Raw genomic sequence first — 12,854 nt, forward strand, 5'->3', positions numbered from 1 at the left:
GCGGCCCGGTCGCGCCGCCTCAGGCCTTGACCTGGGCGGGGAACGGCAGGGTTCGCAGGCGCACGCCCACCGCCGCATGCAGGGCGTTGGCCAGTGCCGGGGCCAGGGGCGGAACCCCGGGCTCACCCACCCCGGTGGGCTGCTCGGTGGACGGCAGGATGTGCACCTCCACGGCCGGCATCTCGTTGATCCGCAACACCTGGAAGTCGTGGAAGTTGGATTGCTCCACCGCTCCGTCCTTCAGCGTCACCGCGCTATGCAGTGCTGCCGCCAGGCCAAAGCCGATACCGCCCTCCATCTGCGCCCGGATCACATCGGGGTTGATCGGCACGCCGCAATCCACGGCGCAGACCACGCGGTCCACCTTGTAGCTGCCATCGGCCTTCACCGTCACCTCCACCACCTGGGCCACATAGCTGCCGAAGGATTCGTGCACGGCGATCCCGCGACCGCGCTTCTCACCCTCGCCGCCAGCCTTGAGCGGCTGCTTCCAGCCGGCCTTGTCCGCCACCAGCTCCAGCACGCCGCGATGGCGCGGATGCTTCTCCAGCAGCGCGTGGCGGTAGTCGTACGGGTCCTTGCCGGCGGTGGTCGCCGCTTCGTCGATCAGCACCTCGGCAGCGAAGCCGGTGTGGGTGTGGCCCACCGAGCGCCACCACTGCACCGGGACGTGGATGTCCTCGGGGGTGGACAGCTCCACCTGCAGGTTGGGCACGGCGTAGGAGAGGTTCGCCAGCCCTTCCACGGAGGTGTTGTCGATGCCGTCCTTGATCAGGAAGGCCTCCATGCCGGTGCCCTTGATGATGGACTGGCCGACGATGCGGTGATGCCAGGCCAGCAGCTTGCCCTCGGCGTCCAGCGCGAGACGCGCGCGGTGCAGGTAGGCCGGGCGGTAGTAGCCGCCGCGGGTGTCGTCCTCACGGGTCCAGACCAGTTTCACCGGCGCCTTGATGCCCTTGTCGCGCGCGGCCTTGGCCACCGCCACCGCCTCCAGCGGGTAGTCGGAAAGCGGGTTGGCACGGCGGCCGAAGCTGCCGCCGGCGTAGAGCTGGGTGATGGCGACCTTCTCCACGGGGATGCCCAGGTACTTGGCCACCGTCACCTGGTCGCCGGTCTGCCACTGCTCGCCGTTCCACAGCTCGCAGGCACCGTCGGAGAGCCGGACCAGGCAGTTCATCGGCTCCATCGCCGCGTGGGCCAGGTAGGGGAATTCGAAGTCCGCCTCGATCAGCTTCGCCGGCTTGGCCAACGCGGCCTCGACGTCACCGCTGCGCGCGGCCATCAGCCCCGGCCTGCCAGCGCTCTCGCGGTACTTGGCGAAGATCTCGGCGCTGCCCAGCTTGAAGGCCTTGCTCTCGTCCCATTCGATGACCAGCGCGTCGCGGCCCTGGCGTGCGGCCCAGGTGTTCTTCGCCAGTACGGCGACCCCGGCACGGCCATGGGGCAGGTCGCGGAACTCGACCACCTCCACCACATCGGCGATGGCCTTGGCCTTGCTCGCGTCCACCGTCTTCGGCACGCCGCCGAAGCGCGGCGGGTAGGCGACCACCGCCACCAGCATGCCGGGCAGCTTGAAATCCTGGGTGAAGACGGCGCTGCCGTTGGTCTTGTCGTGGCTGTCCTTGCGCTTGGCGGTCATCTGGCCGATGAGCTTGAAGTCCTTGGGTGCCTTGAGCTTCACCTCGGTGGGCACCGATTCCTGCGCGGCCGCCTCGGCCAGCTCGCCGAAGCCGGCCTTGTTGCCGGAGGCGGCATGGGCGACCACGCCTTCGCTGACGGTGATGGATTCCGCCGGCACCTTCCACTTCTTGGCGGCGGCAGCGACCAGCATGGCCCGCGCGCTGGCCCCGGCCTTGCGCATCTGCTCGAAGGAGTTGGCCATGGCGCTGCTGCCACCGGTGCCCTGCAGGGTGCCGAAGGCCAGGTTGTTGTAGACGGCAGCGTTGGCCGGCGCGCCTTCGACCACCACACGGCTCCAGTCGGCGTCCAGTTCCTCGGCCACCAGGGTGGCGAGGCCGGTGTAGGCACCCTGCCCCATCTCCACATGCTTGGCGACCACGGTCACGGTGCCGTCGCGGGCGATGCGCACGAAGGCGTTGGGTTCGAAGCGCGCGTCGGCGGCGAACATCTCGGCGGCGTCCAGGAGCGGCGAGAAGAGCACGCCCAGGGCCAGCCCTCCGCTGCCCTGCAGGAAGGTCCGCCGGCTGATGTTGAGGATGCCGTTGCCCGGCGTGCTCTGGGTCTCGATCTTGCCCATGTCGTTGCTCCTCAGGCCAGTTGGCCGGCTGCTTCGTGGATGGCCGCGCGGATGCGCACATAGGTGGCGCAGCGGCAGATGTTGCCGCTCATGGCGGCATCGATGTCGGCGTCGCTGGGTTTGCGGTTACCCGCCAGCAGAGCCGTGGCCGCCATGATCTGCCCCGACTGGCAGTAGCCGCACTGCACCACGTCGAGCTTGCGCCAGGCGTCCTGCACCGCCTTGCCCACTGCGCCCTCGCCCACCGCCTCGATGGTGGTGATCTTCTTGCCCACCAGCATGGATACCGGGGTCACGCAGGCCCGCGTCGGCTGGCCATCCACGTGCACCGTGCAGGCACCGCACAGGGCCATGCCGCAGCCGTACTTGGTGCCGGTCATTTCGGCGACATCGCGCAATGCCCAGAGCAGCGGCATGTCGGGGGCGATATCGAGTTCCTTGTCTTGGCCATTCAGGTTCAGGGTGATCATCGGCTTCTCCACCTCTACGGGTATGGATTCATGGGGCGCCGGCCACGGGCGGGCCGGTTCAGGGCACGGTTGTTTCAGGGTAGAAGCTCCCTGGCCGCCCCACGGCCGTTGCGACGGCGGGACGACCAGCGGAGCGGGTATCAGGCACTCTGGCGTAGGCGCGCGATGTCGCGCTGCGGCGGCTCGCCGAACAGGCGGCTGTATTCGCGGCTGAACTGCGAAGGGCTCTCGTAGCCCACGCGGCTGCCGGCGGTGGCCGCATCCAGCGCCTCGGCGAGCATCAACCGGCGCGCCTCCTGCAGGCGCAGCTGCTTCTGGAACTGCAGCGGGCTCATGGCGGTGACCGACTTGAAGTGATGGTGCAGCGCCGAGGTGCTCATGTTCACCTCACCGGCCAGGGCACCGATCTGCAACGGGCGGTGATAGTTGTTCTTCAACCAGCTGACGGCCTTGGCGATGCGCTGGGTGTGGCTGCCGACGCAGGCGATCTGGCGCAATTGCGCACTGCGCTCGCCGAGCAGCAGGCGATAGAGGATCTCCCGCTCCACCAGCGGCGCCAGCACGCCGATATCCTCCGGCGTATCGAGCAGGCCGACCAGGCGGATCAGCGCGTCCTGCAGCGGCTCGTCCAGGCTGCACACCGAGATGCCGCGCGCGGAACTGGCGACCATGGGCGAACGCTCCATCTCCAGGAGCAACTGGCTGATGAGCGCGGGCTGCAGGTTCAGGCGCAGGCCGAGGTAGGGCACCTCGGGGCTGGCATCGAGGATCTGGCCGATCACCGGCAGGTCGAGGGAGACGATCAGGTACTGGGATTGGCCATAGATGTAGGTCTCGTCGTTGAGCATGGCCTGCTTGCGCCCCTGCACCACGATGCCAAGGGCAGGCTCGTAGAGACAGTGGATGGGCTCGGTGGCGGTGCTGGCGCGGAACAGCGACAAGCGCGGGATGGGCGTCTCGTGGATGCCGTCCTCCCGGGTGAATCGTTCAATCAATCGTGCGAGGCGTGCCTGCGCGCCCAGGGGGGCGCTTTGCCCCTGCTCTTCGAGGGTTGCGGGTGTGGTCATGGTTTCAGCCCTCCGGATCAGGCGACAACTCTACTTGCGCGCGCGGGGCGCGTCTCGGGCCCGGAAACACTTCGGCAGGATCAGGCAATAATCCTGCAGAATCCTGCTACCGAAGCGGGGGGTGGGAGTCGCACACTGCCACCCCTTCGATCCTGGGCGATCGCCGTCACCGACAGGCGCCCCGTTCTCCACCCAAACGAAATCCGGCGCACGTGGCGCCGGATCCGGTACAGCGGTCACCCCATCAGTCGGCGACGTGGATGACCACGCGGCCACCGGCCGGGCAGGTTTCCATGTAGCGGCTCGCTTCGACGAAGTCGGCGAACTCGAAGACCCGGTCGATGCTCGGCTTGAGCAGGCGGTCACCGGTCATCTGGTTGATGTGCGCCAGAGCCCGCTGCACGGCGGCCTCGTCACGCTCCAGGCCGGTTTCCGGATCACCGGTGAAGTCCATCACGCAGTGGCGGAAGAACTGCAGGTGCTTCTTGAAGGCGGCGCAGGCGGGGAAGGCCGCGTCATTGCCACCGTTGATGCCATAGAGGATCAACTTGCCGCGCGGCGAGGCGACATCGCCCAGCAGCTTCATCTGCGGGCCGGCGCACTGGTCCAGCACCACTTCGACGCCCTTGCCGGCGGTGAAGCGCTCGACCTCCAGGACCAGGTCCTGCTCCTCGGTGACGATGACCTTGTCGGCGCCCAGTTCCTTGAGGAAGGGGCGGCTTTCCGGGTAGCTGGTGGAGGCGATGACGATCGCCCCCAGCGCCTTGGCCAGCTGCACCGATTGCGGCGCCAGGCAATGCCCGGCCTCGGTGATCAGCACGTGCTGCCCGGGCTTGACCTTGGCCAGCTCGACCAGGGCGAAGTAGCCCAGCAGCAGCGGCGTGTAGTGCACGGCGGCCTCGACCGGGGTCAGCACGTCGGGGTAGCGGGTCAGGGCACGGCGCGGCATCAGCACGATGTCGCCCCAGGCCGGATAGGTATTAGGGGTGGCGGACGGGAAGCTGGCCACGGCCATGCCGGGCTGCAGGTCGTCGACGCCTTCGCCGACGGCCTCTACCACACCGGCCAGCTCGAAGCCGAGCCCGGCAGGCAGACGGGCCTGTTCGGAGGCCAGGTTCTGCCGCCAGAGCACGTCTTTCCAACTGACGCCCAGCGCCTGGGTGCGCACCAGAACTTCGCCGAACCCCGGTTTGGGGGTGGGCAGCTCTTCCAGCTTGAGCACATCGGCCTCGCCGAATTGATGAAAACGGATCATGCGGGACATCACACACCTCGCCTGTGACTCTGTCATGGCCATGGACTCTATCCGGGCTTTATCCCTAAAACCACCCGCGCGCATCAATAGTTGTCATAAACACGGATGATGTGAGCCTTGACGACCGCGCTGCAGAGCCTCATTTTTCACACACTCATTTCGGAAGTAGCCCTGCATGAACAGGAACGACCTACGTAGAGTTGACCTCAATCTACTGATCGTGTTCGAGACGCTCATGCATGAGCGCAGCGTGACTCGGGCGGCGGAGAAGCTCTTCCTCGGCCAGCCCGCCATCAGTGCAGCCCTCGCGCGGCTGCGTACCCTCTTCGATGACCCGCTGTTCGTGCGTACCGGCCGCAGCATGGAGCCGTCCGCCCGCGCAGTGGAGATCTTCGCCCTGCTCTCCCCGGCGCTGGACTCCATTTCCACGGCGGTCAGCCGTGCCGCCGACTTCGACCCGGCCACCAGCAACGCGGTGTTCCGCATCGGCCTGTCCGATGACGTCGAGTTCGGCCTGCTGCCCGCCCTGCTCCGCCGCCTGCGTGCCGAAGCGCCGGGCGTGGTGCTGGTGGTGCGCCGCACCAACTACCTGCTCATGCCCAACCTGCTGGCCTCCGGGGAGATCTCAGTGGGTGTCAGCTACACCGACGAGCTGCCGGCCAACGCCAAGCGCAAGACCATCCGCCGCTCCAAGTCCAAGCTCCTGCGTGCCGATGCCGTACCCGGCCCGCTGAGCCTGGAGGACTACTGCGCGCGCCCCCACGCGCTGGTCTCCTATGCGGGCGACCTGTCCGGCTTCGTCGACGAGGAACTGGAGAAACTGGGACGCAAGCGCCGCGTGGTGCTGGCCGTGCCGCAGTTCAATGGCCTCGGTGCCCTGCTCGCCGGGACCGACATCGTCGCCGTGGTGCCCGACTACACCGCCGCAGCCCTCACCGCCGCAGGCGGCCTGCGCGTGGAGGACCCGCCCTACGGCGGCCGTGCCTTCGAACTGTCCATGGCCTGGCGCGGCGCCCAGGACAACGACCCCGCCGAGCGCTGGCTGCGCTCGCGCATCCAGATGTACTGCGGCGACCCGGACAGCCTCGAATAATCCAGCCACGCACCGCTTGGCGACTGAAGTCGCCCCTACAGGGAGCAGCGCTCCGTCGAAACGTCCGGGTCCTGTTGGGGGCACGACTGCAGGGTGGATGACGCTTTTTTCATCCACCAGGCCCGTAGGGTGGGCCGGGCGGCGCTCCGCTTCAGCCCACCGAATCCCCACGGCACGGCACGGCGCTTCGCGAGCAGAGCTCGCGCCTACGACTGAGCGCCAGCGCAGGCCCGAATCGATGAAAAGAACAGCCATTCGCTTCTATCGATAGAACGCCCCGGATACCCCCCTGCAAGCAATCCCGTGAATGCTCGAAAACCGTGCAGTGGACCGCTGAAATCCCCATTCCAGTGCGGTTTTCCAGGGCAAGCCACTTACTATCAATGGAAAAAAGCGATTCATCACTGACGGTGATATTTATCTTCGTGGCGTTCGATTCGTGCATGGACGAGCCAGCCAGCAGACTCCGCCCATCTACAAATCCAATTGGCGGAGCTACACATGGAACAGTCCACGAAATCCACCTGGCGAACCGGCCTCACCCTCGCATCCCTGCTGGTGCTGGTGGCGTGCGGTAAGGCCCCCGAAGCCACGCTTGCACCCGCTGCCGCCAAGGTCAGCGTGGCCGAAGTGCTGCAACAGCCGATCAACGAATGGGACGAATTCACCGGCCGCCTGGAGGCGCCGGAATCCGTCGAGATCCGCCCGCGCGTCTCCGGCTACATCGACAGCGTGTCCTTCCGCGAAGGCAGCCTGGTGAAGAAGGGCGACCTGCTCTTCCAGATCGACCCGCGCCCCTTCCAGGCCGAAGTGAAACGCCTCGAAGCCCAGCTGCAACAAGCCCGCGCCAGCCAGACCCGCGCGCTGAACGAAGCCCGTCGCGGTGACCGCCTGCGCCAGAGCAACGCCATCTCCGCCGAGCTGGCCGATGCCCGCAGCAGCGCTGCCCTGGAAGCCCAGGCCGCCGTCGCCGCCACCCAGGCCGAGCTGGACAACGCCAAGCTCAACCTCAGCTTCACCCGCATCACCTCGCCCATCGACGGCCGCGTCAGCCGCGCCGAGATCACCGAAGGCAACCTGGTCAACGCCGGCCAGTCGCTGCTGACCTCCGTGGTCTCCACCGACAAGGTCTACGCCTACTTCGATGCCGACGAGCGCGTCTTCCTCAAGTACGTCGAACTGGCCCGCAAGGCCGGCGGCGATGCCCGTGGTGCCAGCCCCGTGTACCTGGGCCTGACCAGCGAGACCGGCAACCCGCACCTGGGCCAGCTGGACTTCCTCGACAACCAGGTCAACCCGCGCACCGGCACCATCCGTGGCCGCGCCGTGTTCGACAACAAGGACGGCCGCTTCACCCCCGGCCTCTATGCCCGCATCAAGCTGGTGGGCAGCGACACCTACCCCGCTGCGCTGATCAAGGACGATGCCATCGGCACCGACCTGGGCAAGAAGTTCGTCCTCGTCCTGGGCGAGAACAACACCGTGGCCTACCGCGCCATCGAGCTCGGCCCGAAGGTCCAGGGCCTGCGCATCATCCGCACCGGCCTGGCCAAGGGCGAGAAGATCGTGGTCAACGGCCTGCAGCACACCATGCCCGGCGCCACCGTCGATCCGCAGTCCGTGCCCATGGCCGACGAGAGCACCCTCGCCGAGCTGGCCCGCCTGCGCCAGAGCGTGGAAGGCCGTGACGCACCGCGTGTCGCCGAACAGAACGCCAAACCTGCCGTCGCTCCGCGCGGTTGAGGTAGTACGACATGAATTTTTCCCAGTTCTTCATCCTGCGGCCGATCTTCGCCGCCGTGCTGTCGCTGCTGATCCTGATCGGCGGCGCCATCTCGCTGTTCCAGCTGCCCATCAGCGAATACCCCGAGGTGGTCCCGCCCACCGTGGTCGTGCGCGCCAACTTCCCCGGCGCCAACCCCAAGGTGATCGGTGAAACCGTGGCCTCGCCCCTGGAGCAGGCCATCGTCGGCGTGGAAGGCATGCTCTACATGTCGTCCCAGTCCACCAACGACGGCAAGCTGACCCTGACCATCACCTTCGCCCTGGGTACCGACCTGGACAACGCCCAGGTGCAGGTGCAGAACCGCGTCACCCGGACCATGCCCACCCTGCCCACCGAAGTGCAGCGGCTCGGCGTGACCGTGGACAAGGCCTCCCCGGACCTGACCATGGTGGTGCACCTGACCTCGCCGGATAACCGCTACGACATGCTCTACCTGTCCAACTACGCCGCGCTCAACGTGAAGGACGAGCTGGCGCGCCTGGACGGCGTGGGCGACGTGCAGCTGTTCGGCATGGGCAACTACTCCCTGCGCGTCTGGCTGGACCCGAACAAGGTGGCCTCGCGCAACCTCACCGCCACCGACGTGGTCAACGCCATCCGCGAGCAGAACCGCCAGGTTGCGGCCGGTGCCCTGGGTGCGCCGCCGTCCGATGCGGGCAACAGCTTCCAGCTCTCGATCAACACCCAGGGCCGCCTGGTGACCGAGGAAGAGTTCGAGAACATCATCATCCGTGCCGGCGACGACGGCGAGATCACCCGCCTGCGCGACGTGGCACGCATCGAGCTGGGCTCCAGCCAGTACGCCCTGCGCTCGTTGCTGAACAACCAGCCGGCCGTGGCCATCCCGGTGTTCCAGCGCCCCGGCTCCAACGCCATCGAGATCTCCGACTCCGTGCGGGGCCGCATGGCCGAGCTGAAGAAGAGCTTCCCCCAGGGCATGGACTACGAAATCGTCTATGACCCGACCATCTTCGTGCGCGGCTCCATCGAGGCGGTGGTCCACACCCTGCTCGAAGCCATCGTGCTCGTGGTGCTGGTGGTGATCCTGTTCCTGCAGACCTGGCGCGCCTCGATCATCCCGCTGGTGGCCGTACCGGTCTCGCTGATCGGCACCTTCGCGGTGATGCACCTGTTCGGCTTCTCCCTCAACGCCCTGTCGCTGTTCGGCCTGGTACTGGCCATCGGCATCGTGGTGGACGACGCCATCGTCGTCGTGGAAAACGTCGAGCGGAACATCGGCCTCGGCAAGTCGCCGGTGGACGCCACCCGCCAGGCCATGAAGGAAGTGACCGGCCCCATCGTCGCCACCGCCCTCGTGCTGTGCGCCGTGTTCGTGCCCACCGCCTTCATCTCCGGCCTCACCGGGCAGTTCTACCAGCAGTTCGCGCTGACCATCGCCATCTCCACCGTGATCTCGGCCTTCAACTCGCTGACCCTGTCCCCGGCGCTGGCCGCCGTGCTGCTGAAAGACCACCACGCGCCCAAGGACCGCTTCTCGCGCATCCTCGACAAGCTCTTCGGTGGCTGGCTGTTCGGCCCGTTCAACCGCGTCTTCGAGCGCGCCGGCAACGGCTACGTCGGCACCGTGCGCCGCGTGCTGCGCGGCAGCTCGGTGGCCCTGCTGGTCTACGGCGGCATCCTGGTGCTCGGCTACATGGGCTTCTCCAGCACCCCGGCCGGCTTCGTGCCGCAGCAGGACAAGCAGTATCTGGTGGCCTTCGCCCAACTGCCCGACGCCGCGACCCTGGATCGCACCGAAGCGGTGATCAAGCGCATGTCCGAGATCGCCGCCAAGCACCCGGGCGTGGAAAACACCGTGGCCTTCCCCGGCCTCTCCATCAACGGCTTCACCAACAGCCCCAACAGCGGCATCGTGTTCACCCCGCTCAAGCCCTTCGACGAGCGCCGTGACCCGTCCATGTCCGCCGGTGCCATCGCCGCCGAGCTGAACAAGGAGTTCGCCGGCATCCAGGACGCCTACATCGCCATCTTCCCGCCGCCGCCCGTACAAGGCCTCGGCACCATCGGCGGCTTCCGCCTGCAGGTGGAGGATCGCGGCAACCTGGGCTACGAGGAGCTGTACAAGCAGACCCAGAACATCATCAACAAGGCGCGCCAGCTTCCCGAGCTGAACCCCATGTCGGTGTTCACCAGCTACCAGGTCAACGTCCCGCAGGTGGATGCCAACATCGACCGCGAAAAGGCCAAGACCCACGGCGTCGCCATCAGCGACATCTTCGACACCATGCAGGTCTACCTCGGCTCGCTGTACGCGAACGACTTCAACCGCTTCGGCCGTACCTACCAGGTCAACGTCCAGGCCGACCAGCCGTTCCGCCTCGAACCCGAGCAGATCGGCCAGCTGAAGGTGCGCAACAACCGTGGCGAGATGATCCCGCTGTCCACCTTCGTCAAGGTCGACAACGCCTCCGGCCCGGACCGCGTGATGCACTACAACGGCTTCATCACCGCCGAGATCAACGGTGCCGCCGCCCCGGGCTACAGCTCCGGCCAGGCCGAGGAAGCGATCGCCAAGCTGCTCAAGGAAGAACTGCCCAACGGCATGACCTACGAATGGACGGACCTGACCTACCAGCAGATCCTCGCCGGCAACACCGCGATCTTCATCTTCCCGCTCTGCGTGCTGCTGGCCTTCCTGGTGCTGGCCGCCCAGTACGAAAGCTGGAGCCTGCCGCTGGCGGTGATCCTGATCGTGCCGACCGTGCTGTTCTCGGCCATCGTCGGGGTAATGCTCGCCGGTAGCGACAACAACATCTTCACCCAGATCGGCTTGATCGTCCTGGTGGGCCTGGCGTGCAAGAACGCCATCCTCATCGTCGAGTTCGCCAAGGAGAAACAGGAAGAAGGCCTCGACCGCCTGGCCGCGGTCCTGGAAGCCTGCCGCCTGCGTCTGCGCCCGATCCTGATGACCTCCATCGCCTTCATCATGGGCGTGGTACCCCTGGTGCTCTCCTCCGGCGCCGGCGCCGAAATGCGCCACGCCATGGGTGTAGCGGTGTTCAGCGGGATGATCGGCGTGACCTTCTTCGGCCTGCTGCTGACCCCCGTGTTCTATGTGCTGATCCGCGGCTTCGTCGAGAAAGGCGAAGCCCGCAAGGCGGCCAAGGCCCAGAAACTCAAGGAACTGCACGCATGATCAACAAGGCTTTCGCCCCTGCCCTGCTGGCCCTCGCCTTGAGCGCCTGCGCCGTGGGCCCGGACTACAAGGCCCCCGACAGCGAGCCCGCGCGGCTCGCTGCCGCGGACGCCGGCCACTACGACCGCGCCCGCTTCGAAACCCTCTGGTGGCAACAGTTCGACGACCCGACCCTGAACCAGCTGGTGCAGCAGTCCCTCGAACAGAACCGCGAGCTGCGCGTGGCCTTCGCCCGCCTGCGCGCCGCCCGCGCCATCCGTGACGACGTCGGCAACGACCAGCTGCCGACCATCACCAGCCGCGCCAGTGCCGAAGTCGGCAAGGGCCAGCAGCCCGGCCAGACCGAGCAGCGCGTCAACGCCGAGCGCTACGACCTGGGCCTGGACATGGCCTGGGAGCTGGACCTGTTCGGCCGCATCCAGCGCCAGATCGAGGCCAGCGATGCCGAGATCGGCGTCGCCCAGGCCGAACTGCAACAGCTGCAGGTCAGCCTGATCGCCGAATTGGTGGACGCCTACGGCAACCTGCGCGGCGCCCAGCTGCGTGAACGCATCGCCCGCGAAAACCTGAAGAACCAGCAGGAATCCCGCGGCCTCACCGAGCAACTGCGTGACGCCGGCGTCGGCAACGAGCTGGACGTGCTGCGCGCCGACGGCCGCCTGGCCGCCACCGAAGCCACCCTGCCGCAACTGCAGGCCCTCGAAGTGCGCTCGCGCAACCGCATCGCCACCCTGCTCGGCCAGCGCCCGGAGCAGCTGACCGTGGACCTGGCGCCCAAGCCGCTGCCGGTGATCGCCAAGGAACTGCCCATCGGCGACCCCGCCGAGCTGCTGCGTCGCCGCCCCGACGTCGCCGCCGCCGAGCGCCAGCTGGCCGCCGCCACCGCCAATGTCGGCGTGGCCACGGCGGACCTGTTCCCCCGGGTCAGCCTCTCCGGCTTCCTCGGCTTCACCGCCGGGCGCGGCTCGCAGATCGGCTCCTCCGCCGCCCGTGCCTGGGGCGTGGCGCCGACCATCAGCTGGGCCGCCTTCGACCTCGGCAGCGTGCGGGCCCGCCTGCGCGGCGCCGAAGCCGAAGCCGACGGCGCCCTGGCCGGTTACGAGCAGCAGGTGCTGCTGGCCCTGGAAGAGTCGGAGAACGCCTTCAGTGACTACGCCAAGCGCCAGCAGCGGCTGATCGCCCTGGTCCGCCAGTCGGAGGCCACCCGCGCCGCCGCCCAGCAGGCCGCCGTGCGCTACCGCGAAGGCACCGTGGACTTCCTCGTGCTGCTGGACGCCGAACGCGAGCGCCTGGCCGCCGAAGACGCCCAGGCCCAGGCCGAAGTGGAGCTCTACAGCGGCATCGTCGCCATCTACAAGGCCCTCGGCGGCGGCTGGCAACCCCAGGCCTGACCTCTCCTCCTGGCTCGGCCGCCCCCCGGCCGACCTCTCGCCCCGCGACGGTGCCCCTGTCGCGGGGCTTTTTTTGCCTGACGAAATCCAGCCGGCGCGCTGCCCCATCGTGGGAGCGAATTCATTCGCGATGGAGCATCCGACCACTCGCGGCCCAGTGCCGGCGGCAGGTCTTTCGCGGCTGAAGCCGCTCCCACAGGGAGTGTCCGCAGCGAGGCCGGGGATCGCTGTGTTGGGCCTCGCTGCGCTCGGCACCAACCTACGCACCGTGCCACCGTAGGTCGGGTGCAACCCGACGCCTGCGGTGCAAGACTTTCGCGGGTTTCACCCACCCTACGAAGCTGAACGCTGTGTAGGGTGGATGACGCTCTTTTCATC

8 protein-coding genes are annotated in these 12,854 nt (G+C 67.5%); 4 read left to right on the plus strand and 4 right to left on the minus strand.

Features of this window, described 5'->3' with window-relative positions; genetic code table 11:
* Window positions 1-19 precede the first annotated feature (19 nt).
* The 4 genes from DMX10_RS19955 to DMX10_RS19970 all read right to left on the minus strand — a co-directional run bounded on the left by DMX10_RS19955 (window position 20) and on the right by DMX10_RS19970 (window position 5,058).
* On the minus strand, window positions 20-2,257 hold the full coding sequence (locus DMX10_RS19955; RefSeq protein WP_111262687.1) for a xanthine dehydrogenase family protein molybdopterin-binding subunit: 2,238 nt from the start codon (window positions 2,255-2,257) through the stop codon (window positions 20-22).
* Between the two features lie 11 nt (window positions 2,258-2,268).
* Entirely contained in the window at window positions 2,269-2,727 is a 459-nt protein-coding gene (locus DMX10_RS19960; RefSeq protein WP_111262688.1) for a (2Fe-2S)-binding protein, read from the minus strand.
* A 140-nt stretch (window positions 2,728-2,867) separates the two neighbouring features.
* Complete coding sequence (locus tag DMX10_RS19965) at window positions 2,868-3,794, minus strand: AraC family transcriptional regulator (RefSeq protein ID WP_111262689.1); 927 nt, start codon at window positions 3,792-3,794, stop codon at window positions 2,868-2,870.
* A 244-nt stretch (window positions 3,795-4,038) separates the two neighbouring features.
* Window positions 4,039-5,058 (minus strand): zinc-dependent alcohol dehydrogenase family protein, encoded by a 1,020-nt coding sequence (locus DMX10_RS19970; protein ID WP_111262690.1) that lies wholly within the window; start codon window positions 5,056-5,058, stop codon window positions 4,039-4,041.
* A 166-nt stretch (window positions 5,059-5,224) separates the two neighbouring features.
* Here DMX10_RS19970 and DMX10_RS19975 point away from each other — a divergent pair, with 166 nt between their 5' ends.
* The 4 genes from DMX10_RS19975 to DMX10_RS19990 all read left to right on the plus strand — a co-directional run bounded on the left by DMX10_RS19975 (window position 5,225) and on the right by DMX10_RS19990 (window position 12,476).
* On the plus strand, window positions 5,225-6,142 hold the full coding sequence (locus DMX10_RS19975; RefSeq protein WP_111262691.1) for a LysR family transcriptional regulator: 918 nt from the start codon (window positions 5,225-5,227) through the stop codon (window positions 6,140-6,142).
* Between the two features lie 501 nt (window positions 6,143-6,643).
* The gene (mexE, locus tag DMX10_RS19980; RefSeq protein WP_111262692.1) at window positions 6,644-7,885 is read left to right on the plus strand and encodes a multidrug efflux RND transporter periplasmic adaptor subunit MexE; all 1,242 of its coding nucleotides are present in this window, start codon (window positions 6,644-6,646) and stop codon (window positions 7,883-7,885) included.
* An 11-nt stretch (window positions 7,886-7,896) separates the two neighbouring features.
* A complete protein-coding gene (locus DMX10_RS19985) occupies window positions 7,897-11,085 on the plus strand; it encodes an efflux RND transporter permease subunit (RefSeq protein WP_111262693.1) in 3,189 nt (1,062 codons plus the stop codon).
* The gene (locus DMX10_RS19990) at window positions 11,082-12,476 is read left to right on the plus strand and encodes an efflux transporter outer membrane subunit (RefSeq protein WP_111262694.1); all 1,395 of its coding nucleotides are present in this window, start codon (window positions 11,082-11,084) and stop codon (window positions 12,474-12,476) included. Before DMX10_RS19985 ends, DMX10_RS19990 begins: the two co-directional genes overlap by 4 nt.
* The last annotated feature ends 378 nt before the right edge of the window (window positions 12,477-12,854 follow it).

The organism is Pseudomonas sp. 57B-090624 (assembly GCF_003234055.1).
GTDB classification, from domain to species: Bacteria; Pseudomonadota; Gammaproteobacteria; order Pseudomonadales; family Pseudomonadaceae; genus Metapseudomonas; species Metapseudomonas tohonis.

What these genes read in the sequence shown, in the direction of transcription:
- DMX10_RS19955 (WP_111262687.1), bottom strand. Translation starts at nt 2,257, where the DNA reads ATGGGCAAGATCGAGACCCAGAGCACGCCGGGCAACGGCATCCTCAAC.
- DMX10_RS19960 (WP_111262688.1), bottom strand. Translation starts at nt 2,727, where the DNA reads ATGATCACCCTGAACCTGAATGGCCAAGACAAGGAACTCGATATCGCC.
- DMX10_RS19965 (WP_111262689.1), bottom strand. Translation starts at nt 3,794, where the DNA reads ATGACCACACCCGCAACCCTCGAAGAGCAGGGGCAAAGCGCCCCCCTG.
- DMX10_RS19970 (WP_111262690.1), bottom strand. Translation starts at nt 5,058, where the DNA reads ATGTCCCGCATGATCCGTTTTCATCAATTCGGCGAGGCCGATGTGCTC.
- DMX10_RS19975 (WP_111262691.1), top strand. Translation starts at nt 5,225, where the DNA reads ATGAACAGGAACGACCTACGTAGAGTTGACCTCAATCTACTGATCGTG.
- mexE (WP_111262692.1), top strand. Translation starts at nt 6,644, where the DNA reads ATGGAACAGTCCACGAAATCCACCTGGCGAACCGGCCTCACCCTCGCA.
- DMX10_RS19985 (WP_111262693.1), top strand. Translation starts at nt 7,897, where the DNA reads ATGAATTTTTCCCAGTTCTTCATCCTGCGGCCGATCTTCGCCGCCGTG.
- DMX10_RS19990 (WP_111262694.1), top strand. Translation starts at nt 11,082, where the DNA reads ATGATCAACAAGGCTTTCGCCCCTGCCCTGCTGGCCCTCGCCTTGAGC.